Here is a 22,616-nt window from a genome sequence, read left to right as displayed (position 1 = left end):
CTTGGTTCAATGGTGGGCGTGACTTGGTTCAGTGAGGACGAGCTGCGCTCCCTCGCCGGTAACGCGGTGTTCCAGCGTGGGCGTGGGATGGTCGGCAAGGTGGAGGACCTCGGCGGGCTGGTGGACGGGGTCACGGCGGTGGTCGTCGGGTCGGAGCCGTATCGGGTGGGGCTCAAGCATCGCGGGGGGACCATCGAGGCCCGCTGCACGTGTCCGTTCGCGGCGGACGGGGCGGTGTGCAAGCACGCGGTGGCCGTCGGGCTGGCGTGGTTGCGTGGGGGCAAGCCGGTCGGGGACCAGGCCGTTGTGCGCAAGTACATCGACGAGCTCACCAAGGACGAACTGGTCGACCTCGTCCTGAACGAAGCCGGGCGGGACGCGTCGTTGTTGCGCCGGTTGTCGTTGCGGGCGATGGCCAAGCAGACCGGGACGTTGAGCGGGCGCGTGGACGCGCTCGAGCAGGAGCAGGCGTTTCTCGAGGACGCGCGCGACGTGCTCGACCTGCTCGAGGAGGAACTCGCCGAGAATCGGGACCTCATTCGCCGGGCGGTGGAGGTGATGGCCCAGGTCGCGCCCGACATCGACGACGAGTCCGGCGCCGCGGCCGCTCATCTGCTCAGGGCGATCGCGTTGTACGCGCGTGCCTGTGCGGTCAACCGGCCCGATCGGCAAGAGCTGGCGAGTTGGATTGCCGGGTTCGAGAAGACCTTGCCCGGCTGGCTGCAGGTCCGGCCGTTCGCCGAGGCCCTGGAAGAGGACGGGCTCCGCCACCTCGTCGAACTGGCTGGTGACGAGCGCAAGCTGCGCGAACAGGCCGTCGAGGCGCTCGGGGACGTCGACGAGTTGGTCAACCTGCTCGCCGAGGACCCCCGCGTCGACCACGTCCGGATCGCCAAGGCCCTCTACGACGCCGGCCGCGTGGACGAGGCGATCGAGCGCGCCGAGCACAGCATGACCGAGCTGCCCGCGACCCGCTGCGGCGAGCTGGCCGAGTTTTTGGTCTCCGTGCACCTCGAGGCCGACCGCCCCGACCAGGCATCGGCCGTGCTCGAGCGGTTCCTCTGGCGCTCGCCCACCAAGCAGGCGTACGACCAGCTCAAGGAACTCTGCGAACGCCTGGGCACCTGGCCCGAGCCACGCAAGCGCGTGCTCCGGGTCTTGCGCGCATCCGCGCGCGAGCGCCAGGCCGACCAGCTGATCGACGTCCTCCTCGCCGAAGGGGAGGCGGCGCAGGCGTGGGACGCCGCGGCCGAGTTCGGCTGCTCTCAGTCGGCCTGGCTGCGAGTGGCCGACCAGGTCGCCGAGGACCGGCCCGCCGAGGTCGCCGGCGTCTACCGCCTGCTCGCGACCGACTGCGTCAAGCAGGCCAGCCGCGACGGTTACCGGCAGGCCGTGGTGCTGCTGAAGAAACTCCGCCGGGTGCACGAACTCCTGGAAACTGACGAGGAATTCGACGAATACGTGGACGAGTTGCGCCGTGACAACGAGCGGCGCCCGGCGTTCCTCGACGAATTGCGCAAAGCCGGGCTATAGCTCGTTCCAGGCGGTGCTCAGCAGGGTCGCCGCCTCGGTCACCTCGGTGACCGTGTGCGACGCGGTCACCAGCAGGGTGACCGCTGTGCCGCCCTGACAATCCCGTCGCAGCAACGCGTCCACGCCCCCGGTCGCCAGCCGTTTCAGCAACCGGCGGCCGACGGCGACGGTGACCGGCGGGGTCGCCTGTGCGGGGAAAAGCCCGCCGGACAACGGTAAACCCTGTTCACCACAGGCCCGGCGCAACTGCCGGACCCGGGACGCCAGTCGTTCCCGTGCGGCGTTGCCCTCGGTCTGGTTGAGCCGCAACGCGTGCGCGGCGGCCGCGACGTCCACAGTGGAGGGCGGACTAGCGTGCATGGCGCTGCCGCCGTGCTTGCGGATCCGGTCCACCAGCAGCTCCGGACCGGCGACCGTGGCGATCGGCGCGCCGAAGGCATTGCCCAGTGAGGACACCAGCACCACCGGACCCTTGGTGCCCGCCAGCCGCAGCGAACCGCCGCCGCCGTCGCCGAACGGGTGGCCGGGGCCCGGCCGGTCGCCGAACAGGCCGAGCGCCTGGGTGTCGTCCAGCAGCAGCACCCCGTTGCGGGCGGGCAGCCTGCTGACCGTGGCGGACAACGGGAACGGCTTGCCGCACCCGCCGCACACCCCGTCCGCGACCACCAGCGGCCGCAGGCCACGCGCGTGCAGCCGGTCGAGCGCGTTCGCCAGTGAACCGAGGTCCTGGTGCGGGATCCGCAGCACCGGACGGCCCAGCCCGGCTGCCCGCCGGACCGCCCAGCGCGCGATCGGGTAGGCCGCCGCGTCCAGCACGATGCCGGTGCGCTCGTCGCCGAGCACCTCCAGGCTGTCGGCGAAGCCGTGCAGGGTCGAGCGCGCCAGCAGCGCGCGTTCGGTGCCCTGCAGGTCCGCCAGCGCCTTCGCCACGCCCTCGGCGACCGGTGGCACGCCGAGCGCGGCGGGCCGCCCGGTGGTCAGCGCGGACCAGCCGGGCAGCTCCGTGCTCGCATGCCGCATGCCGAGGTAGAGCGAGGACGTGAAGTCGGCCCGCTGACGGCTCATACGGCACGATAACCCGCCGCGGACCGGGAAATCGTCGGCTCAGGCGGTGGAAACGACCGTTTTGGTGAGTTCGGTAATCCGGTTGGCCGATTCCCGGAACGGCGTGCCCTTGGCCTGCAGCGTCAGCACCACCACGATCTTGTCGTCGTTGCCGCCGACCGTGCCGCTGGTGTGCATCAGCGGGCTGGTCAGGTCGACGTCCGAAATGGACGGTCCTTCCGGGGCGGGAGCACCGCGGCCGCCGCTGCATTCCTCACCGGGCGGCGGGGCGTCGCCCCAGGCGGACCAGCCCTGCTTGACGGCCCACGGTTCGGTCACCGCGCTCGGGATGCCCCACGACTGGTCCCAGGCGTCGGAACACTTCGTGGAAGCACGCAGGTGTCCCATGATGAACGAGCGGTGCCCGGCGTCCGCACTGTCCAAAATGTACTGGTACAGCTTCACCACGTCCGCCGCGCTGGTCGAGGTGAAGCCCCACATGCCGGGATTGGCCGGGGGAGCGGTGTCGGTCAGCCCGAGCTTGGCGACCATGCGGTTGACGATTTGGCCGTAACCACCGCGCACCCACAGTTGGCTGGCCGGATCGTTCGCGCTGCTGCGCAGCATCGGCTGCATCAGCGCTGCGTCCGCCGCCGGGATTTCTCTGCCCGCGCCGAGGGTTTCCAGGTAGTCCAGTGCGATGAGGAGCTTGACCACCGACGCCGAGCGGAACTGCACGTGCTCGTCCTGTGCGACGGTGTGCCCGGAGACGCGGTCGAGGGCGAGGTAGCTCGCCGTCATCCCGGGTGGCAGGTCGATCGCCGCCGAGGCGGGCGGCGCGAAGAGGGCCGCGGCCAGGGTGGCCCCGGCCAGCGCCGGAGCCAGTCTGCGAAAACTGATCACGATGTACACCCCAGTTCTGGTCACTTTGTAACGCAGGACCGTACCCCTGGGGTTTCGCGGCTCGCAGCCCTCTTCAGGCCTGCCTGAACTAGTCGATCGGGGCGCCCCGCGGCGGGATCTGCTCGGCCGCGGCCGGATCGATCTTGCGAACCGAGCCGTCGCCGGCGCTCTTGGCGATCGCCAGCATGGCCGCCAGCGCCGAACGGATCTGCGCCTGTTCGTGCTCCGGGCCCATGTCGCTCAGCTCGATCAGCACGCTGCCGGTGCCGAGCAGGCCGTAACCGTTGCGCGCGATGCCTTCGTAGTCACCGCCCGGGTACTGCGACACGTTGCCGCCGCCGGCGTCCATCGCCCGCTGGGCCGCGACGGTGAGCTGCTTGGCGAAGTCGACGTCGGCGGGCTTGACGTCGGGGTGCGTCGGCCACAACGCGGACGCGGTGATCTCGCGGCCGTCGTCACCGCGGTAGCGGCCCTGCATGTGGTAGTCGACCACGATGGACGGCTTGAAGGCGGCGAAGTGCCGCTGGACCAGGCCCGCCTCGGTGGCCGGGTTGTCGGCCGGGGCGACCGCCGGGTCGTGGTAGCGGTTGATGTCGTAGCCCTTGCCCTTTTCGCCGTACTCGGGATCGGCGTCGGGGGCGTAGTTGAAGCGCCAGTCGCGTTCGTGCCCGTCGGGGTTCGCGCGGACCACGATGTCCACGGTGACCTGGCTGCGCAGCTTGCGCTGCCAGTTCGCGTCGCCGGTGCCGACCTGGCGCAGGAACTCCAGCGCGGCGGGCGTGCCGAGCGGCTCGTCGCCGTGCTGCTGGGTGACGTAGAGGATGCGCAGCGGGCCGGTGCCGACCTTGGCGTGCCAGACCGGGCGGCCTTCGTTGGACTTGCCGATCTTGCCGACCTGCACCCGGCCGTGGCTGAGCCAGTGCAGCTTCTGCAGTTCGAAGGCCAGTTTCGTGGTGCTGGGCCGGGGGTCGAGGTGCCCGGCTGGTGCGGCTTGGGCGGCTGGTGCGGCGACCGTGGTGGTGAGCACGAGAGCGGCGAGAACGCCGAGGATCCGCTTCATGGCCACCGAGTCTGCCAGCGCGGGTGCCGATCCGACAGGGCCGTGATCGCCATGCGTGCCGACGCGGCGACTGCGGGTTGTGGACTATGCCACCCCTGTTGTAAGGTGGCCTAGTCCACTGATCAAGAGGTTAGTCCGAGAGGGGGTAGGGGTAGAGCAGCTTCCACACTTCGGCGGGGAAGACGGACTCGTCGAAGCGGAACGCGTTCCCCTCGGCGTCGAAGAGGATCAGGTGCTGTTCCAGCACGGCCGACGGATTCGGCAGTTGCAGCCGTTTCCGCTCACCGGCGGTGGCGAGCCGCGCGGACACCTGGTCGCGGCCGTAGGAGGGCTTGCGTCCGGTCTGCGCCGTCACGTAGTCGTCGATCGAGGCCGGTGACTTCGCCGGGTCGAGCAGTTGGGGTGCCTGCGCGGCGAGTTCCTTGGAAAACCACGAGGTGCGCAACTCCGACGGCGTGCCGTTCTCGTCGTTGACCAGCACCTGCCGCCGCACAGCCGGGATGTCGGCGTGCTGCCCGAACGCGTCCGCGACGTGCGAAGGCACCGCGGTTTCCTCGGCCAGCAGCACTTCGGGTGTCCCACCGGCGCCGAAGCTGACGTCGATCGTGCGTGCCTGGGCGAAGCGCCTGCCGTGCCCGCCGGGCAGATCCGCGCGCACGTAGGTGCCCGAACCGTGGCGGCTTTCGACATACCCCTGGTGCCGCAACAGGCGCAGCGCGTCGGCGGCCGTCGGCCTCGCGACGTTCCAGTCCTTTTCAAGGCGGCGCTCGGACGGCACGCTGTCGCCAGGCTTGAGCTCGCCAGTGATGATCTGCCGGCGAATGCTGTTCGCGATCTGGTGGTACTTCGGCGTTCCGTCAGTGTTGTCCGGCATGCACGTCCCGGGTCAGCATGTGGTGCACAGGGTTGGGCACACACGTCAGTGGCACAGTCGCCCGGACTTTAGCAGCGAACTTTCCACTTCTGGTGCTTCCGCGCCGGAAGTTCACGCGTTTTCTGACGGCCGTACTACTCCTAATGGAGGACCGGACCCCGGAGGACGTGAACGCTGAGTGCGACCTCCGGGGTTTGCCGTTCAGTCTTCCAGTGGGTACGTGTGCGCGTAGTTGATCGTGCACACCAACGCGTCGCGGCGGGCGGGCTCGTTCGCGGGCGGCACCAGCGGCGTGGTGCTGTGCCGGAATCGACGATCTTCGAACACGAGCAGGTCGCCGGGGTGCAGGGTCTCCTTCTGCACGACCTCGTCCGAGTCGACGTCGAACAGTTCGGTCTCGGCGCCGCTGCCGCGTTTGTCCACCACGTAGACGTAGATGAACTCTTCCTGGTCCTGGTGCGGCCGGGTCACCACGTTGGTGTGGGTGCGGAACAGGTTGATGCCGAAGGTCCCCCGCTGCTGGCGCCGTTGTTCGGGCACCAGGGAAACCGCCGCTTCGATCCAGTGGGCGAAATCGCGGTTTTCCAGCAGTGGCACGCGGTCGAATTCGCGACGTTCCGAACTCCAGTCACCGCGGCTGTCGATGGCGACGCAGTCGTGTTCACGCAGGCTCAACTGGTCACCTTGCCAGTCATAGCGGACGACGTCGCGGGCGCGTTCCCGGTCGGCGGGGATGTCGCCGGGGTAATTGCGCAGGAAACCGCCCTCGAAGTATTTCCGGTGAATGGTTTCGCGCACGGTCCGGGGCAGCCCCAGTTCGTGATCGCTGGTGATCACGAAACCGTCGGTGGCCAGCTTTTTCCGGGCCACAGCGAGGGCTTCCGGGTGCAGCCGGGTAAGGAGTCCAGTGGTCATCGGTTGTCCAAACGGGAGGAGAGCCTCCGGGAACGTCAGGAGTAGTGCTGCTCCTGCACCGACCTGATCAGTGCGCGCGTTTCCTCGGGTGGCAGTGAGTGGGCGTAGAGCTCTTCGTAGTAACGCCGGTACCGGCTCACCTGCTCGGTGGTTTCGATGTACCGGAAACCAGCGTGGGTTTCGACGTTCACCACGTCGCGGTCCATCGCGTCGTGGAATTCGAAATAGGCGTACATGCAGGTGCTGGTGAACAGCGGCGGGCTGCTGAACGGGAACACGCGGAGTTCGATGTTCGGCGCGGTGGACCGTTCGACGAGGTGGCCGAGCTGCTCGTGCATGATCTCCGGCGAGCCGATCGACTGGCGGATGCTCGACTCGTGGGTGATGGCGATCAGCTTCAGCGGCTGGAGGCCGTCGCGTTCCTCGAGTGCGGCCTGCCTGCGCTGGCGCACTTTGATCAGTTCTTCGATGTCGTGGTCGCTCCACCACGGTTCCGAGCTGCGGTAGAACGCCCGCGTGTAGGGGGTGGTCTGCAGCAGGACGGGGAGCACGGGGATGGTGTAGACCCGGGCCACCGAGGCTTCGGTTTCGTAGGCGATGTGCGAATCGAGGCCGCTCGGGAGGGTTTGCGAGTAGTCGGCCCACCAGCCCTGCTTGCCGGCGTTGCGCGCCCAGCGCATCAGCTTGTCGGCGAGTTCGGTGCCTTCGATGCCGTAGAGCCGGATCAGGTCCCTGACGTCGCGCGACTGCGGGCTGCCCTGCGCGTTCTCCAGCCTCGACAACTTCGAGGTGGAGATCAGCAGCTCCGAGGCGACGTCCTCGAGCGTGCGACCGGCTTCCTCGCGCAACCGGCGCAGGTGCTCGGCGATGCGCCGCCGCGGGATGACCGGGCCTTGGATCGATGCCATGGGACCTTCTCGGGAGTGCCGCCGGTGACTATCTCGCTGAGGGATGTACCTCGTGGGAATCCCAGAGCGGGAGCGTACACCACAACGATCGAGTGCTTCTGAAGCGCGCCTGTGCCGTTTCGCTGAGCCAAGTGAGTGAACAGAGTGGCGCCGGGTTGCTGCGGTTGGGCGCTTCGTTACGGGATCGACGTTTTGGGAATTGCACTGCGGGCATGCAATGCGGGATGCTTACCGCGTAGCTCCCACCACACGTCCACGATCACCAGCCTCGGCGGAAGGAGTCGCACCCGGGCCGCAGCAACCGGATGGCGGGGGCACCACCGAGCCCACCGGGCGGAGAGGACCGATCATGTTCGTCGCACTCCGATTAGGTTCCCTGGTTCGTGCCGCGGCGGTCGCCGCGCTGCTCGTCGGCTTCCTCGTGTTGTTGTTGTTCCTGCCGCAGTCCACCGAACCGGCGTCCGGCCAGCCGGCGCCGAGCGGGCCGGTCAGCGAGAAGGCGTTGCCGAGCATCGACTTCTCCCTCAGCGGTGCCGGTGGCCTGAACGTCCGCGACTGCCCGGAGCCCGCCTGCGCGAAGGTCGGGCTGGTGCGCTCCGGCGGCCACTTCACCGTCCACTGCTGGATTTCCGGCGCCACCGTCGAAGGGAACGACCTCTGGCTGCGCGGCACCTTCGACGGCAAGGCCGGGTTCGCCTCGGCGCACTTCCTCGACGGTCCGGGATTCACCGCCACGCGTGACCTGCTCCCCGGCTGCACCGCTTCGGGGGCACTGCCGGAAACCCTGGCCGCCGGCTGAGTTCGGCGGGCTCGCGGGCTTCCGCGAGCCCGTCACCAGCGGTGATGTTACGGAGGGTCAGCAACCACGGAGGGTCAGCCCGATAGGGTGGATTCGTCTGGTTGAACCAGCGCTGCGACGTCCGGCCTAGTATCTTGGGCCGACTTTGTGGGAAATGGTCCCACCAGACCCCGATTTCCGGTAAAAAGGCGTCTCCGCGCGTCTTCTACTGTCGAAGGGTCTCCCGCGTGAAACACGAAGTGACGGTGGCCCAGCTGCTGGAGCGCGAGGGCTGGGATTCCCGGCGCCGCCCGAAATCGCGTTCGCGGCTGCAGCTGTTGTCCGTGATGGCCGCCGTGGTGATCGGCTGCGGCATCGCCGCGCTGCTGGTCCGCGTGGTCCACGCACCCGCCCCGGAACACCGCGCCGAGACCATCGTCGAGGACGTCGGCATCATCCAGCCGCCGGCGCGCACGCCGAGCGGGGTGGCCGGCCCGGAGGCCACGGTCGCCTCCGACGAGCCGAAGCTGGTGCCGGGCGGGGGTGCCTGGTACGAGGAGGAGACCACCGCGGACGAGCCGGACACCACCGAGCCGACCACGACGACGACCTCGAAGAAGCCCTCCACGACCACCACGGCGAACCAGCCGTCGGATCCCGGTGGGGAAGACCCGCCGACCACCACCACGTCGAAGAAGCCGCCGACGACCACCACCACGAAGTGCGTGCTCTGGCCGCTGATCTGCTGAGCGTCAGCCGATCAACGCGCTCAGGTTGGTGATCGAGCGCTGCAACTCGCCGCGTACCGCCCGGCCGACGGCCAGGCCGAGCGGGCCGAACACCGGTTTCCCGCGCACGTCCGCGTCGATGCTGACCTCCGAACCCGAGGCCACCGGCCGGATGCCCAGCGAGAGTGCGATCCGCACGCCGCCGACCCCGTCGCCGGAGATGGACATCGCGCTCGGCTCGTCGTAGCTGTCCACCCGCCAGGTGATCCGGTTGCGGAACCCCTTCACCGACACCACCGAGGTGAACGTGGTGCCGTGGGTGATCTCCGGCGGGATCGGGCTGCGCCAGGCTTCGTGCAGCACCAGCCATTCGTCGAACCTGGTCAGGTCGGCCGCCACCGACCAGGTCTCTTCCGGCGTCGAAGCGATTCGAGCCGACACGCTCACCTTGGCCACCGGCGCAGGTTACCCGCCGCGGGGAATTATCGTGAGCGCCTGTCGACCGATGGAGGAGAGTTGTGATGCGGACCCGTTCACTCGGCACCACCGGCCCCGAGGTTCCCGTGCTGGGACTGGGCTGCATGGGCATGTCGGACCTGTACGGACCGGCCGTCGCCGACGACGGGATCGCCACCATCCACGCCGCCCTGGACGCGGGCCTCACGCTGCTGGACACCGGTGACTTCTACGGCGCCGGCCACAACGAGCTGCTCATCGAGCGGGCGTTGCGCGGTCGCCGCGAGAAGGCCGTGATCAGCGTGAAGTTCGGCGCGCTGCGCGGGCCGTCCGGCGACTGGCTCGGTTTCGACGGCCGTCCCGAAGCGGTGAAGAACGCGCTCGCGTACTCGCTGGGCCGTCTCGGCGTCGACTACATCGACATCTACCGGCCCGCGAGGCTCGACCCGGCGGTGCCGATCGAAGAGACCGTCGGCGCGATCGGCGAGATGATCGAAGCCGGGTACGTCAAGCACATCGGCCTGTCCGAGGTGGGCGCCGAGACGATCCGGCGAGCGGCCGCGGTGCACCCGATCGCGGACCTCCAGATCGAGTACTCCCTGCTCTCCCGCGACATCGAGCGCGAGATCCTGCCGGCCTGCGCGGAACTGGGCATCGGGCTCACCGCGTACGGCGTGCTTTCGCGTGGCCTGCTGTCCGGGCACTGGACCCCGGACCGCGACCTGCCCGCCGACGACTTCCGCGCGATCAGCCCGCGCTTCCAGGGCGAGAACCTGCGCCGGAACCTCGAACTCACCGACGCGCTGCGCCGGGTCGCCGAGGCCAAGGGCGCCACGCCCGCCGCCGTGGCCATCGCCTGGGTGCTGACCCGCGGTGAGCACGTGGTGCCGCTGGTCGGCGCGCGCAAGCCCGAGCGGCTCGCTGAAGCGCTGGCCGCGGTGGACCTCGAACTGTCCGAAGCGGACCTCGCCGAGATCGAGGCCGCGGTGCCCGCCGGTGCCGCCGCCGGTCCGCGTTACCCGGAGCCGCTCATGGAGCACCTGGACTCAGAGCACTGAGCTGGCGGTCGTGCGGGCGCCGGAGCAGCAGCTGCGACGCGACGGCCCCGCACACGCACAGGAACATGTCCCACTGGGTGTCCCAGATGTCGCCCTGGGTGGCGAGGAAGTCCTCGGCGTTGGCGCCGAGGACCACCGCCGAACCCCATTCGACGAACTCGAAGCAGGCGGCGAAGGCGAGGCAAACGCTTGCGGTGAGCAGGAAGGTCCAGCCCCCGCGGCGCAACGGGGTCAACCGCAGCAGCAGTTCACGCACCAGGATCGCCGGCACGAAACCCTGGACCACGTGCGCGAACCGGTCGTAGTGGTTGCGCGAGGTGCCCCAGTTGTCCTGGACCCAGTTGCCGAGCGGGGTCTCGGCGTAGGTGTAGTGACCGCCGTAGCAGAGCACGAGCGCGTGGAAGACCAGCAGCCAGCAGAGCAGCCGGGTCGGCGGGAACCGCTTGCGGAACACCAGCAGCAGCACCAGGCCGATGAAGATCCAGACGACTTCGAGCAACCAGGTCAGCGCGCTCTTGGCGCCGATGCCCGACCAGAGCAGCCCGGCCGCGACCACGGCCAGCAGGAAGATCGCCTCACCACGCCGGATCACTGCGTGGCCAGGACCATGAACAGCCGGGTGTTGATCCGTTCCATCAGCTCGTGCGGCACCGTGCCGATGGGGTCGCCGAGCAGCGACTTCGGCAGGTGGTCGAGCCGGGTGTAGGCCACGCGCGAGCCGTCGGCCAGCGCGACGTCCATCGGTTCCGGCACCGAGGTCACCTCCATGGTGATCACGTACGGCACGTCCGGCAGATCGTTGAACATGTTGCCCGAGTAGACGAGCACCCGGCGGCCCGAGTCACCGGCGACCCGCCGGATCTCGCCCCTACGCGGCGGAGGAGTCACGGCCGCCCTTCACCGCGCGCCGGTGGCGGTAGTCGGTGAGCTGGTGCTCGGCGGTCTCGGGGTGCTTCGCCCACCAGTCGTTGGTGTCCTGGCACAGCTGCCGGAAGTTCTCGCGCTCGATCGCGGCGATGATCCACGAGTGCACCGAGACACCCGCCGCGTCCGCACGGGCCTTGATCTGCGCGTGCGTGTCGTCGGAGAGGTTGAGGCCGAGGCGCTTGGACATCGCGCCATGCTACGGCGCCGCTTTGTGGCGCCGGTGGACGGTGCGCGGCCCGGGCGTGGCGGCAGCGAAAACCGCTGGACGGCCGTCCGACAATCGGCCTTGTGACCGAGAACCAGCTGCTTGACTGGACGGTGGCCCGTGTCGCGCCCACCGCTCCCGAAGCGGTGCGCGTGCTGTTCCGCTACTACGACGAGATCGCCGCCCGGTACCACCGGCGGCCGATGGTGCCCGGGGAGGTCGAGCGGATCATGGCCGAGTTCCCCAGCGACGACCTGACCCCGCCGACCGGGTCGTTCCTGGTCGCGCGGCTGGACGGCGAACCGGCCGGGTGCGTCGGCGTGCGGGTGTTCTCGCCCGAGGTGGCCGAGCTGACCAGGATGTTCGTCGACGCGGAGCACCGCGGCCGCGGAGGTGCCGGGGTGCTGCTGCGCGAGGCCGAGGGCGTGGCGCGCGAATTCGGCGCGAAGTCGCTGTGGCTCAACACCCGCGACGACCTGGTGGAGGCGCGGGCGTTGTACGCCAAGCACGGCTACCAGCCGATTCCGCCCTACGGCGACGACCCGTACGCCGAGCACTGGTTCGGCAAGGAGCTTTGACTCACCCGGTGGTGTGAACCACGGCCGGGGCCCGGTTAGATGGTGGGATTGCTGGGGCTGCCGGGACTGCTGGGGGACTGCGGGATGATGGGGCGGACGCACGCGCTCACGGGCTGGTGCGCGGGGCTGGCACTGGCGCCGGTGGTCGACGCGGGCACGGTGCACCAGGCGGTCGCGTTCGCCGCCACCACCGCGGGGTTCGCGTTGCTCCCCGATCTGGACCACCCGGGCGCACGGGCGTCGAAGCTGCTCGGGCCGATCACCGGCGCGCTCTCGTGGCTGCTGCGGCGGACTTCGGCCGGGCTCTACAAGGTGACCAAGGGACCCAAGGACGAGCGGCGGACCGGCACGCACCGGCACCTGTCGCACACCGTGTTGTTCGCCGCCGCGCTCGGCCTGCTCACCGCGTGGGGCACCGAAGCCGGTGGCCCGTGGGCGGTGGCGGGCGTGGTGGTCTTCGGCCTGCTGCTGGCCGAGGACGCGCTGGGCGACTGGGTGCTGCCGGTGGCCGGGGTGGCGATCGTCTGGTGGGTGCTCAGCGCCGGCCCGGCGGCGTTCGCCGAACTGGACCAGATCGCGGGCTGGCTGGGCATCGCCGTGGCGGCGGGCTGTTTCACGCACTGCCTCGGCGATTCGCTGACCGAATCCGGCTGCCCCTTCCTGTTCCCGCTGCTGATCAAGGGCGAGACCTGGTACGAGATCCGGCCGCCGCGCAAGCTGCGGTTCCGCACCGGCAAGAACGTGGAGAACCGGCTGATCTTCCCGGTGTTCCTGGTGCTGGCCGTGTTGCTGGTGCCGGGCGTGTGGGAGTTCCTCGCCTACAACTTCACCCGGCTCACGAGCCCGGCCGAGGTGCAGGCGGGAACGTGATCGGCGCCGACCAGCGGAACGCCGGGCTGTCGGCGAGTTCGGGGAAGGCCACGGCCATGCCGCGTTCCGGCGACACCGACCACAGGGTGAACTCGGGCGACAACGCGTGCGCGGCCCATTCGTCCGTCCACTGTGGAACATATCGGGTGTAGAGGCGGCGCAGCCTGCCCTCGTCGGTCTCCTCGATCCGCGCCGGGCCGGTGGCGCGCAACTGCCGCACGTCGTGCGGTGGGTCGAAGGTCGAGACCAGCACCGCGACCTCGCGGCCGGCGCGGGCCGCGGCCAGGAACGGGCTCGGCTGGTCGTGCGGCGAGTTGAACCAGAACCGGCCGTCCTCGGCGAGGAACCACATCGTGGCCAGTGCCGGGCCGCCGCCGCGCCCGGTGGTGGCGACGCTCGCCGGGCGCAGGCGTTCGGCGAGGAAGGCGGGCACGTCGAACCCGGGTGCGTCCATGACATCCATCATGGCCCGCCGGGTACATCTGCATCTGCCCCGGCGGTCCGGCGTGCTGGAAAGCTGGCCGGAGTGATCCTCGCCCTGGCACCGGTGGAGTTGTGCCCCCTATCCTGGCGGCCACTTGGGCGATCATGGGTGATGAAGCTGAACGATCAGCAGCGTTCGAGCCGGCTGATCCGGCTGGCGACGGTCGGCGTCGTGCTCTACGGCACCGTCGCGCCGGTGCTGACGATCTACCGCGTCGCCACCCTGCCGATCGACACCGTGCGCGTGCTGCCCGCGCTCATCTTCACCGTCTGCTACCTGCCGCCGCACATCCGCAACGTGCTCTTCGCCGCGCGCGGGGAGCGGCCACCGCGGTCGCTGTGGACGCTCGGGGTGATGGCGGCGCTGATCATCGGCGCCATCCCGGTGGCGGGCATCGACTGGCTCGGCGCGCTGTACGCGCTGGCGGCCTCGGTCCTGCTGGTCATCCCGCCGCCGCTGTCCTTCTTCACCTTCGCCGGGGTGGCCGCCGCGCTGGTGCCGCTGGCCTCGGGTTCCGGGCACCTGGAGTGGGCGATCTCGCTGGTGCTCGACGCGTTGTTCTTCGCCCTGTCACTGGCCCTGCTGACCTGGGTGATCGCCACCGCGCGGCAGTTGCACGAGGCCCGGCTCGAACTGGCCGAACAGGCCGCCGTGCGGGAGCGGATCCGGATCGACCGGGACGTGCGCCGCACGGTGGGGGTCGAGCTGGAGGCCATCATCGAGCAGGGCGCGCGGGCCGCCACGCTGACCGGTGACCCCGATGCCGCCGACGCGGAACTGCGGGCGCTCGCCCTGCGGTCCCGTGCCACGCTCACCGCGGTGCGCCGCCGGGTCGCGCGCGGGCTGAGCGCGCGGGGCGGCGATCGGTGAACCCGTTCTGGACCACCCGGCGCACCCGGTTGTTCCTGGTGGTGGTGAACCTGCCGATCGCGGTGGCGCCGCCGGTGTTCACCCTGGTCGGCACGCCGCAGACGCCGCCGACCCCGTACCCGGCGCTGATCCCGGTCGCGCTCGGGCTGCTGCTGGCCGCGCTGCAGTTGCGGCACAGCATGGCCGCCGCGCGCGGGGAGCGGCCCGAAGGCTGGCAGTGGACGCTGGGCGCGATGGCGGTGCTGGCGTACCTGCCGCTGGTGTGGTTCGGCCGCCCGTGGCTGGACGCGCAGGTGCTGCTCGCGGCGTCGGCGCTGATGGTGGTGCCGCGGCGGTGCGCGGTGCCGGTGGCCGCGGTGCCGCTGGTGGTCACGGCGGTCTCGTCGGCGTGGCAGTCCGAACCGCTGGACGACGTGGTGCAGTTCGTCTTCGTGGTGCTGTCCGGGGTGCTGCTGTCGATCATCGCGGTGGCGCTCTACGGCGCCGCCCGGCTGGTGAGGCTGGTCGAGGAGCTACAGGTGGCGCGCATGGAACTGGGTGAACTGGCGGCCGAGCGGGAACGGCTTCGGCTCTCCCGCGACCTGCACGACCTGCTGGGGCAGAGCCTGTTCGCGGTGTCGCTCAAGGGGGACCTGGCGATCCGGCTGCTGCGGCACGAGCCGGGCAAGGCGAAAGCGGAGATCGAGAGCCTGGTGGTGGTCGCGCAGGAAGCGCTGCGGGGCGTGCGCGAGGTGACGCGGGACGAGCACGTGGCTTCGCTGCCGAAGGAGACCGAGGGCGCGGTGGCGTTGCTGGAGGCGGCGGGCATCGGCGTGCGGCTCGACCTGGACCTGCCCGCGCCGCACGAACTGCCGGACCGGGTGCACGCCACGCTCGCCTGGGCGCTGCGCGAGGGCGTGACGAACGTCCTGCGGCACAGCCAGGCGACCGGCTGTGAGATAACCGGCGGGACGCGGGACGGGAAGTACGCGCTGGAGATCGTCAACGACGGGGCGGACGGCGAGATCGGGGAGGGCAGCGGCCTGGCCGGGCTGTCCGACCGCGTGGTCGCGCTGTCCGGCTCGGCGGTGGTCGAGCACACCGGCGACGGCCGGTTCCGGTTGTCCGTAGAAATTCCGCAGGAGGCAACGTGATCCGGGTTCTGATCGCCGAGGACATGCACATGATCCGGGGGGCGCTGACCGCCTTGTTGTCCATGGAGGACGGGGTGGAGGTGGTGGCGGAGCTGGATCGCGGGGACCAGATCCTGCCCGCCGCGCTGCGCACGCGGCCCGACGTGGCGGTGCTGGACATCGGCCTGCCGGGCCTGGACGGCCTCAGCGCGGCGGAGGCCCTGCACGAGCAGCTGCCGGACTGCCGGACCCTGGTGCTGACCGGGATGAACCAGCCGGGGCACCTGTTGCGCGCCCTTTCCGCGCACGTGCGCGGTTTCATCGTGAAGAACGCCCCGGCCGAAACCCTCGCCGACGGCGTCCGCCGGGTGGCCGCGGGGGAGCGGGTGATCGACCCGGAACTGCTGGCCATGGCACTGGAAACCGGGTTGAGCCCGCTGACCCCCAGGGAAACCGACGTCCTGCGCGCCGCCGACAGCGGCATCGCCACCGGTGAGATCGCCCGCCGCCTGTCCCTGTCCCCGGCGACCGTGCGGAACTACCTGTCGAACGCCATCGGCAAGGTCGGCGCGCGCAACCGGATCGACGCCATCCGAATCGCCAGGGACGCAGGCTGGCTCTAGCGCGCTCGGACAGCCGAGCCGGAGCAGGCGAATGCTATGAGTGGGGCATTACTTGCATTGACCGCAAGTAATGCCCCACTCATAGCATTCACAGGAGCTGGAGAGGACGCCCGGCGTGGCGATCGCCGCGGTTGTCCCCAGGAGTTGTCCACAGGGGGGTGTAGTTGTGGACAACCCGGGGTGGAAAGGCGGGGGTGGTCGGGCCGGCGGGATAGGGTGGCCGGGCAGTGCGGGGGATGGGGAGAATGCTTCCGCGCAGTCAGCGGCACTAGGTAGAGGCGGTACAGGGTTTTGGCTACTTCCAGCGGCACGGTCAGCATCGAGCGCAAGATCGCCGAGGAGCTCGGCGTGGCGGAGCGGCAGGTTTCCGCCGCGGTGGGGCTGCTCGACGGCGGCTCGACGGTGCCGTTCATCGCGCGGTACCGCAAAGAGGTCACCGGCATGCTGGACGACACCCAGCTCCGCACCCTCGAGGACCGGCTCCGCTACCTCCGCGAGCTGGAGGACCGGCGCACCGCGGTGCTCGATTCGATCCGGTCGCAGGGCAAGCTCGACGAGGCGCTCGAGACGCAGATCCTCGCCGCCGACTCGAAGGCCCGCCTGGAGGACATCTACCTCCCCTACAAGCCCAAGCGCCGCACGAAGGCGCAGGTCGCGCGCGAGGCGGGGCTCGAGCCGCTCGCGGACGGGCTGCTCAACGAGCCCGGCACCGACCCGCAGGCCGCCGCGGCCGCGTTCGTGGACGCCGACAAGGGCGTCGCCGACGCGCAGGCCGCGTTGGACGGGGCGCGCGCGATCCTGGTCGAGCGCTTCGCCGAGGACGCCGACCTGCTCGGTGAGTTGCGCGAGAAGATGTGGACCGGCGGGCGCCTGAAGTCGAAGGTCCGGTCGGGCAAGGAAGAGGAAGGCGCCAAGTTCGCCGACTACTTCGACTTCTCCGAGCCGTACACCAAGCTCCCCTCGCACCGCATCCTCGCCATGTTCCGCGGGGAAAAGGAAGAGATCCTCGATCTCACCATGGAGCCGGACGAGACCCCCGAGGGCGAGGTCATCACCGGTCCCAGCGAGTTCGAGACGCGCATCGCGCAGCGCTTCGGCGTCGCCGACAAGGGCCGCGCGGCCGACACCTGGCTCCTCGGCTGCGTCCGCTGGGCCTGGCGCACCAAGATCCTCCTGCACCTGGGCATCGACCTGCGCATGCGGCTGCGCCAGTCCGCCGAGGACGACGCCGTCGCCGTGTTCGCCGCCAACCTGCGTGACCTGCTGCTCGCCGCCCCGGCCGGCAGCCGCGCCACGATGGGGCTGGACCCCGGGTTCCGCACCGGCGTCAAGGTCGCCGTGGTCGACGCGACCGGCAAGGTCGTCGCCCACGACACCATCTACCCGCACCAGCCGGCCAACCGCTGGGACGAGGCGCTGGCCAAGCTCGCCAAGCTGGCGCACGCGCACCAGGTCGAGCTGATCGCCATCGGCAACGGCACGGCCTCCCGTGAGACCGACAAGCTGGCCGACGACCTGATCAAGAAGTTCACCGACCTCAAGCTGACCAAGGTGATGGTCTCCGAGGCGGGCGCCTCGGTGTACTCCGCGTCGGCCTTCGCGTCACAGGAACTGCCTTCGCTGGACGTGTCCATCCGTGGCGCGGTCTCCATCGCCCGCCGCCTGCAGGACCCGCTGGCCGAGCTGGTCAAGATCGATCCGAAGTCCATCGGGGTCGGCCAGTACCAGCACGACCTGTCCGAGGTCTCGCTGTCGCGGTCGCTGGACGCGGTGGTCGAGGACTGTGTGAACGGCGTCGGCGTGGACGTCAACACCGCGTCCGCGCCGCTGCTCACCCGGGTGTCGGGCATCGGCTCCAGCCTCGCGGAGAGCATCGTCGCGCACCGCGACCAGAACGGCCCGTTCCGCACGCGCACCGCGCTGAAGGAGGTCGCGCGCCTCGGCCCGAAGGCCTTCGAGCAGTGCGCCGGCTTCCTCCGGATCCCCGGTGGCGACGACCCGCTCGACACCTCCGCGGTGCACCCCGAGGCTTACCCGGTGGTCCGCCGCATCCTGTCGGCCACCGGCACGGAACTGCCGTCGCTGATCGGCAACTCGCCGGTGCTCAAGAAGCTCGACCCGCGCAAGTTCGTCGACGACACCTTCGGCCTGCCGACGGTCACCGACATCCTGGCCGAGCTGGACAAGCCCGGCCGCGACCCGCGTCCGGCGTTCAAGACCGCCACCTTCGCCGAGGGCGTGGACAAGCTGTCCGACCTCAAGCCCGGCATGACGCTGGAAGGCGTGGTCACCAACGTCGCGGCGTTCGGCGCCTTCATCGACGTCGGCGTGCACCAGGACGGGCTCGCGCACGTGTCGGCGCTGTCGAAGAACTTCGTCAAGGACCCGCGTGAGGTGGTCAAGCCGGGTGACATCGTGCGGGTGAAGGTGCTCGACGTGGATGTGCCGCGCAAGCGCATCTCGCTGACCCTGCGCCTCGACGACGAGGTCACGCCGGGCGGGCGTCCTGAGCGCGGTGCGAACGAGCGCCGCCAGCCGCAGCAGCCGCGCCGCCAGCAGCAGGGCGGTGGCCAGCGGCGGGGCGGCGGCAACGACCGCGGTGGCAACAACAGCAACAGCGGCGGGGGTGGCGCACTGGCCGACGCCCTCAAACGCGCCGGCTACCGCTGAGCCGGTCGTGAGTGCGCAGGGCGGGCCCTGCGCACTCACGACACTCAGGCCGGGAGCTTCAGCGAGACGATCTCGGCGCTCAGGTCGCCGCCCGGGGTGCGGTAGGTGATCGTGTCGCCGGACTGGCGGCCGACCAGCGCACGGCCCAGCGGGCTGTCGCTGGTCAGCGCGGACGCGTCCGGCGTGGTCGCCTCGTCGGCGAACTCGACCACCTGCATGGTCTCCTCGTCACCGTCGGCGAACCGCAGGGTCACCTCGGTGCCGCCGGGGAGCAGGCCTTCCTTGGCCGCCGCGGTCTGGCTCTTGCCGTGGGTCAGCAGGTCGGTCACTTCGCGGATGCGGCGGTCGATGAACGCCGTGGTCTCGGCGCGCTCGATCAGATCCGCCTGGTCGGCGCTGTCCCCGATCGGGTCCTCGTCCCGGAAGTTGGGCGCGTTCACCGCACGCTGTTCACGCAGGCGCGCGAGTTCCCCCTCCAGGCGTTCCCTGGCGGCGGGGCTCAGTTGTGTACCGCCCTGTTCGCTTCCGGTACTGGGCATGCGGGCCTCCGTCATTCACTGGTCTGTCGGGAACCAGTCTCCCTGTCCGGAGCCGTGCTCACCACCGTAAAACTGATCACCCCAAGCAGTCGCGGACCGCCGCGAGCACCGGTCCGTCCAAAGAGGTCAGTTCGGCCAGCGCCTCGCGCCGGGTGAGCAAACCGGCCAGGACCAGGTCCGCGAAGCAGGCGCCCACCTGTTCGGCGCTGTCCGGACCGCTCGGGTCGAACCAGGTCCAGGCCCAGTGCGCGGAGCCGAACATCAGCAGGCTCCGGAGACGGAAATCACCTTCGCGGAAATCACCCGAACGCTGGCCCGCGCTCAGCACGGACCGCACCAGCGCGAGGTACTCGTTGCGCAGCCGCACGCCCTCGGCCATCGACTCGTGTTCGGCCAGCCGGGCGATTTCGCGCTGGAAGGCGACCGTCGCCGCCCGGTCGTGCACCTGGTAGAGCATGAACGCGAACAGCAGCCCGGCCAGTTGCTCCGGCGGGCCCGGCAGGCGGTCGACGATCAGCCGGGCCTCGGCCAGCCGTCGCTGCATGTACGACTCGTGCAGCGCGGCCAGCAGCCGGTCCTTCGTGCCGTAGTGGTGCACGATGGTGCCCTTGGAAATGCCCAGCTCACCGGCGATGTCGCCGAAGTTGGTGCCGTCGTAGCCGTGTTCGGCGACGCTGCGGGTGAAGGCGGCCAGGATGGCCGGTGACTTGCCTGCGATCGGCCATCCTGGGGAAGTCATCCGCTCATTGTGCTCACTTCGCCGCGGCCCGTTTGATGGCCTCCCTGATCCGGAAGTAGGTACCGCAGCGGCAGACGTTCTCGATGGCGTCGATCTCGGCGTCGGTGGGGTTCGGGTTCTTCTTCAGCAGCGCGACGGTGGCCATGATCTGACCGGGCTGGCAGTACCCGCACTGCGCCACGTCCAGTTCCAGCCACGCCTCCTGCACCGGGTGCAGCTGGTCCCCGTCCGCCAGTCCTTCGATGGTGGTGACCTCGCGACCGGCGGCTTCGGCGACCGGCACCACGCACGGGTTGATCGCCTCGCCGTCGAGGTGGCTGGTGCACGCCTTGCAGACGTCGATGCCGCAGCCGTACTTCGGTCCCTTGACGCCGAGCTTGTCCCGCAGCACCCAGAGCAGCGGCAGGTCGGCGGGTGCGTCGACGGTGACGGTCTTCCCGTTCACGGAAAAGGTGTAGGTGGGCACGGGCGCACTCCTCAGCGGGGGAACGGGTCGAAGTCGACGTCGAAGTTGATCGGGAAGCTGCGCGGCCGGGTGCCGGTCGCCCTGGCGTAGGCGTTCGCCACCGCGCCGACCGCGGCCGGCAGCCCGAGTTCCCCGGCGCCGCCCGGCTCCCCGTTCGCCGGCAGCACGAAGACCCGCACGTCCCGCGGCGTGTCCTTCTGCCGCGCGTAGTGGAACTGCGAGTAGCTGCCCTCCAGCGGCAGGCCCTTGTCCACGTGCAGGCCGGCGCTGAGCACGGTGGCGATGGCGTCGGTCAGCCCGCCGAGCATCTGCGCCTCCAGCCCGCGCGGGTTGATCGGCCTGCCGACGTCGACGGCGATGGTGGCCTTGGTGACCCGCGGCTTCTTCGGGTCGCGCGCGTCGATCTCGACCAGGCACGCCGTGCGCGACTTGTACTCCTCGTGGAAGGCGATGCCCTGCGCGCACCCGGCGGGCAGCTTCTTGCCCCATTCGCCGGCTTCGGCGACCTTGTCCAGCACCGCGCGCTGCTTGTCGTCCTTCAGCACCGACCGCCGGAACCGGTACGGGTCCTTGCCGAGCTTCTTCGCGATCTCGTCGACCACGATCTCCTCGGCGCCGCGCGTGGTGGCCGAGTACACCGACCGCCAGCTCGCGGTGTTCATCGGCAGCGGCACCTCGTTGAGCAGCTCGGTGACCACGCCGAAGTTGTAGGGCACCTTGACCGTGGTCAGGAAGACCGTCTGGGCGAAGCTGAGGTTGCCCGCCACCGGCAGGCTGGCCGCCGTCGCGGTGAGGATTTCGCCGAGGCCGTGCCGGAAGTCGGTCTCGACGCTGGCCACCCGGTGTTCGTAGGTGAGCACGTTGCCCAGCGCGAAGGTGGCGCGCACCTTGTGGTGGGTGGCGGCGCGGGCCCGGCCGTGGCGCATGTCGTCGATCCGGGTCCACATCAGCTTCACCGGGCGGCCCGCCTTCTTCGACACCTTCGCCGCTTCCAGGGCGCCGTCGAAGAACAGCCGCCTGCCGAATGACCCGCCGCCCGGCATGACGTGCACGGTCACCTTGTTCTCCGGCAGCCCGATCTCCTGCGCGATGGTCTGCTTGGCCACGATGGGCGACTTCAGCGAGGACCAGATCTCGGCGCGATCGGCACGGACGTCGGCGATCGCGGAGTTCGTCTCCAGCGGCGCGTGGCTGACGAAGGCGAAGTCGAACTCGGCGTCCACGTGCTGGGTGAGCAGCGGCGGCACGACGAACGGCAGCGCGGCCGCGCGCAGCTTCTTCTTGATGTCGGCGTCGGAAAGCTCGTCGATGGTGCCCTTGTTCCAGGTGACCTTCAGCTGGTCTTTGGCGTCGATCGCCTGGCCGAAGGTCTCCGCGATGACCGCGACCCCGCTGTCGATGGCGACGATGTCCACCACGCCGGGCATGGCGCGCGCGACCGAGTCGTCGAAGGACTTGACCGTGCCGCGGATGGTTGGCGGCCGCTTCAGCACGGTCGGCAGCGCGCCCGGCACGTCGAGGTCCAGGGTGTACTGCCGCTTGCCGGTGACCATGGCGAGCGCGTCGATGCGCGAGGTCGGCTTGCCGACGAGCTGGTGCGCCGACTCGGCCTTCGGCTCGGTGACCACCGCCGACTGCTCCACCTTCGCCGCGGCCGTGGTGAGCGAGCCGAAGGTGGCCGACCGGCCGTCCGGCGCCACCACCGAACCGCCGCGTGCGTCGTACTTCGCCGCGTTCCCGCCGAACTTCGCGGCGGCCGCGGTGACCAGCCGGGCGCGGGCGGCCGCGGCGGTCGCGCGCACCGGGCCGTAGATCGAGCGGATGGTGTTCGAACCACCGGTCAACTGGTTGAACAACAGTTCCGAACGGGCGTCCGACAGCGAAACGTCCACTTGGGACAGTGGAACCCCGAGCTCCTCGGCGACCAGCATCGCGGCCGCGGTGGTGATGCCCTGGCCGACCTCCGCACGCGGCAGGTGCAGCCGGATCCGGTTGTCTTCGCCGACTTCCAGCACCAGCATGTGCGCGGTGGGCGTACCGGCCAGGATCAGCACGTCGCCGAGGTCGAGGATGTCAGCCGGGCCGGGGAGGCTGGGGATCTGCGCCTCGGCCGGTTGCTCGACGGCCAGGTCGGCGGCGATGGTCAGGGTGGGGGCGGCGACCAGGAAGGCCAGGAAACCGCGGCGGCCGAAGCCCGAGCCCGTCTCCTGACCGCCTTCGTTCGTGGTGGGGGTAGCCATCAGGACTCCTCCTGCGGGGGCTCACAGCACGTCGTC

25 protein-coding genes are annotated in these 22,616 nt (G+C 70.1%); 10 read left to right on the top strand and 15 right to left on the bottom strand.

From position 1 onward, the window contains the following. The first annotated feature begins 18 nt into the window (after positions 1-18). The gene (locus tag JOM49_RS04800) at positions 19-1,533 is read left to right on the top strand and encodes an SWIM zinc finger family protein (protein ID WP_209663141.1); all 1,515 of its coding nucleotides are present in this window, start codon (positions 19-21) and stop codon (positions 1,531-1,533) included. Here JOM49_RS04800 and JOM49_RS04795 read toward each other — a convergent pair. From JOM49_RS04795 to JOM49_RS04770, 6 genes are all read right to left on the bottom strand, one after another. Beyond that, entirely contained in the window at positions 1,528-2,598 is a 1,071-nt protein-coding gene (locus JOM49_RS04795) for an aminotransferase class I/II-fold pyridoxal phosphate-dependent enzyme (protein WP_209663140.1), read from the bottom strand. The two genes, JOM49_RS04800 and JOM49_RS04795, sit on opposite strands and share 6 nt — an antisense overlap. Before the next feature lie 39 nt (positions 2,599-2,637). Further along, complete coding sequence (locus JOM49_RS04790; RefSeq protein WP_308158653.1) at positions 2,638-3,480, bottom strand: serine hydrolase; 843 nt, start codon at positions 3,478-3,480, stop codon at positions 2,638-2,640. An 88-nt stretch (positions 3,481-3,568) separates the two neighbouring features. Continuing rightward, positions 3,569-4,540, bottom strand: coding sequence for a M14 family zinc carboxypeptidase (locus JOM49_RS04785; protein ID WP_209663139.1), 972 nt, complete (start codon positions 4,538-4,540; stop codon positions 3,569-3,571). Between the two features lie 130 nt (positions 4,541-4,670). Next, positions 4,671-5,414, bottom strand: a complete 744-nt coding sequence (locus JOM49_RS04780) for a GntR family transcriptional regulator (protein WP_209663138.1) — start codon at positions 5,412-5,414, stop codon at positions 4,671-4,673. Between the two features lie 201 nt (positions 5,415-5,615). Beyond that, on the bottom strand, positions 5,616-6,329 hold the full coding sequence (locus tag JOM49_RS04775) for a 2OG-Fe dioxygenase family protein (RefSeq protein WP_209663137.1): 714 nt from the start codon (positions 6,327-6,329) through the stop codon (positions 5,616-5,618). Between the two features lie 35 nt (positions 6,330-6,364). After that, positions 6,365-7,237: a helix-turn-helix domain-containing protein gene (locus tag JOM49_RS04770; RefSeq protein ID WP_209663136.1), complete on the bottom strand. Its 873-nt coding sequence runs from the start codon at positions 7,235-7,237 to the stop codon at positions 6,365-6,367. A 349-nt stretch (positions 7,238-7,586) separates the two neighbouring features. Between JOM49_RS04770 and JOM49_RS04765 the strand changes: the two genes are divergently transcribed. Together JOM49_RS04765 and JOM49_RS04760 are read left to right on the top strand one after the other, a co-directional pair. Continuing rightward, positions 7,587-8,036, top strand: coding sequence for an SH3 domain-containing protein (locus JOM49_RS04765; protein WP_209663135.1), 450 nt, complete (start codon positions 7,587-7,589; stop codon positions 8,034-8,036). A 227-nt stretch (positions 8,037-8,263) separates the two neighbouring features. Beyond that, entirely contained in the window at positions 8,264-8,764 is a 501-nt protein-coding gene (locus JOM49_RS04760) for a hypothetical protein (protein WP_209663134.1), read from the top strand. A gap of 3 nt (positions 8,765-8,767) precedes the next feature. Here JOM49_RS04760 and JOM49_RS04755 read toward each other — a convergent pair whose 3' ends face one another. Beyond that, on the bottom strand, positions 8,768-9,199 hold the full coding sequence (locus tag JOM49_RS04755; protein WP_209663133.1) for a type II toxin-antitoxin system Rv0910 family toxin: 432 nt from the start codon (positions 9,197-9,199) through the stop codon (positions 8,768-8,770). A 65-nt stretch (positions 9,200-9,264) separates the two neighbouring features. Here JOM49_RS04755 and JOM49_RS04750 point away from each other — a divergent pair, with 65 nt between their 5' ends. Continuing rightward, a complete protein-coding gene (locus JOM49_RS04750; RefSeq protein WP_209663132.1) occupies positions 9,265-10,257 on the top strand; it encodes an aldo/keto reductase in 993 nt (330 codons plus the stop codon). Here the strand turns inward: JOM49_RS04750 and JOM49_RS04745 are convergent. From JOM49_RS04745 to JOM49_RS04735, 3 genes are read right to left on the bottom strand one after another with little or no spacing between them, the layout of a single operon-like run. Then, positions 10,229-10,849, bottom strand: a complete 621-nt coding sequence (locus JOM49_RS04745) for a DUF2238 domain-containing protein (protein ID WP_308158652.1) — start codon at positions 10,847-10,849, stop codon at positions 10,229-10,231. The genes JOM49_RS04750 and JOM49_RS04745 overlap by 29 nt on opposite strands. Next, complete coding sequence (locus JOM49_RS04740; protein WP_308158651.1) at positions 10,846-11,145, bottom strand: type II toxin-antitoxin system PemK/MazF family toxin; 300 nt, start codon at positions 11,143-11,145, stop codon at positions 10,846-10,848. The genes JOM49_RS04745 and JOM49_RS04740 overlap by 4 nt, the downstream gene beginning before the upstream one ends. Next, positions 11,126-11,371, bottom strand: a complete 246-nt coding sequence (locus tag JOM49_RS04735; RefSeq protein WP_209663131.1) for a hypothetical protein — start codon at positions 11,369-11,371, stop codon at positions 11,126-11,128. Before JOM49_RS04735 ends, JOM49_RS04740 begins: the two co-directional genes overlap by 20 nt. A 101-nt stretch (positions 11,372-11,472) precedes the next feature. On the opposite strand from JOM49_RS04735, the gene JOM49_RS04730 reads away from it, so the two are divergent. Together JOM49_RS04730 and JOM49_RS04725 are read left to right on the top strand one after the other, a co-directional pair. Further along, on the top strand, positions 11,473-11,967 hold the full coding sequence (locus JOM49_RS04730; protein ID WP_308158650.1) for a GNAT family N-acetyltransferase: 495 nt from the start codon (positions 11,473-11,475) through the stop codon (positions 11,965-11,967). An 84-nt stretch (positions 11,968-12,051) separates the two neighbouring features. Continuing rightward, complete coding sequence (locus JOM49_RS04725) at positions 12,052-12,837, top strand: metal-dependent hydrolase (protein WP_209670807.1); 786 nt, start codon at positions 12,052-12,054, stop codon at positions 12,835-12,837. On the opposite strand, the gene JOM49_RS04720 is transcribed toward JOM49_RS04725, so the two are convergent. Next, on the bottom strand, positions 12,803-13,291 hold the full coding sequence (locus JOM49_RS04720) for a pyridoxamine 5'-phosphate oxidase family protein (RefSeq protein WP_209663130.1): 489 nt from the start codon (positions 13,289-13,291) through the stop codon (positions 12,803-12,805). The two genes, JOM49_RS04725 and JOM49_RS04720, sit on opposite strands and share 35 nt — an antisense overlap. 141 nt (positions 13,292-13,432) lie before the next feature. Here JOM49_RS04720 and JOM49_RS04715 point away from each other — a divergent pair, with 141 nt between their 5' ends. From JOM49_RS04715 to JOM49_RS04700, 4 genes are all read left to right on the top strand, one after another. Next, positions 13,433-14,191 (top strand): hypothetical protein, encoded by a 759-nt coding sequence (locus JOM49_RS04715; protein ID WP_209663129.1) that lies wholly within the window; start codon positions 13,433-13,435, stop codon positions 14,189-14,191. Next, positions 14,188-15,324 (top strand): sensor histidine kinase, encoded by a 1,137-nt coding sequence (locus JOM49_RS44015; RefSeq protein WP_209663128.1) that lies wholly within the window; start codon positions 14,188-14,190, stop codon positions 15,322-15,324. Before JOM49_RS04715 ends, JOM49_RS44015 begins: the two co-directional genes overlap by 4 nt. Beyond that, complete coding sequence (locus JOM49_RS04705; protein ID WP_209663127.1) at positions 15,321-15,926, top strand: response regulator transcription factor; 606 nt, start codon at positions 15,321-15,323, stop codon at positions 15,924-15,926. Before JOM49_RS44015 ends, JOM49_RS04705 begins: the two co-directional genes overlap by 4 nt. A 291-nt stretch (positions 15,927-16,217) precedes the next feature. Beyond that, positions 16,218-18,596, top strand: coding sequence for a Tex family protein (locus JOM49_RS04700; RefSeq protein WP_209663126.1), 2,379 nt, complete (start codon positions 16,218-16,220; stop codon positions 18,594-18,596). A gap of 44 nt (positions 18,597-18,640) precedes the next feature. Here the strand turns inward: JOM49_RS04700 and JOM49_RS04695 are convergent, their stop codons facing one another. The 4 genes from JOM49_RS04695 to JOM49_RS04680 all read right to left on the bottom strand — a co-directional run bounded on the left by JOM49_RS04695 (position 18,641) and on the right by JOM49_RS04680 (position 22,580). Next, entirely contained in the window at positions 18,641-19,135 is a 495-nt protein-coding gene (locus JOM49_RS04695; RefSeq protein WP_209663125.1) for a GreA/GreB family elongation factor, read from the bottom strand. A 76-nt stretch (positions 19,136-19,211) separates the two neighbouring features. Beyond that, positions 19,212-19,874 (bottom strand): TetR/AcrR family transcriptional regulator, encoded by a 663-nt coding sequence (locus tag JOM49_RS04690; RefSeq protein ID WP_209663124.1) that lies wholly within the window; start codon positions 19,872-19,874, stop codon positions 19,212-19,214. A gap of 13 nt (positions 19,875-19,887) precedes the next feature. Next, entirely contained in the window at positions 19,888-20,340 is a 453-nt protein-coding gene (locus JOM49_RS04685; protein WP_209663123.1) for a (2Fe-2S)-binding protein, read from the bottom strand. A gap of 11 nt (positions 20,341-20,351) precedes the next feature. After that, positions 20,352-22,580 (bottom strand): xanthine dehydrogenase family protein molybdopterin-binding subunit, encoded by a 2,229-nt coding sequence (locus tag JOM49_RS04680; protein ID WP_209663122.1) that lies wholly within the window; start codon positions 22,578-22,580, stop codon positions 20,352-20,354. Positions 22,581-22,616 lie beyond the last annotated feature (36 nt).

Origin of the sequence: Amycolatopsis magusensis (assembly GCF_017875555.1) — a bacterium.
Taxonomy (GTDB): Bacteria; Actinomycetota; Actinomycetes; order Mycobacteriales; family Pseudonocardiaceae; genus Amycolatopsis; species Amycolatopsis magusensis.
This window is presented reverse-complemented; position numbering and strand designations above follow the sequence as displayed.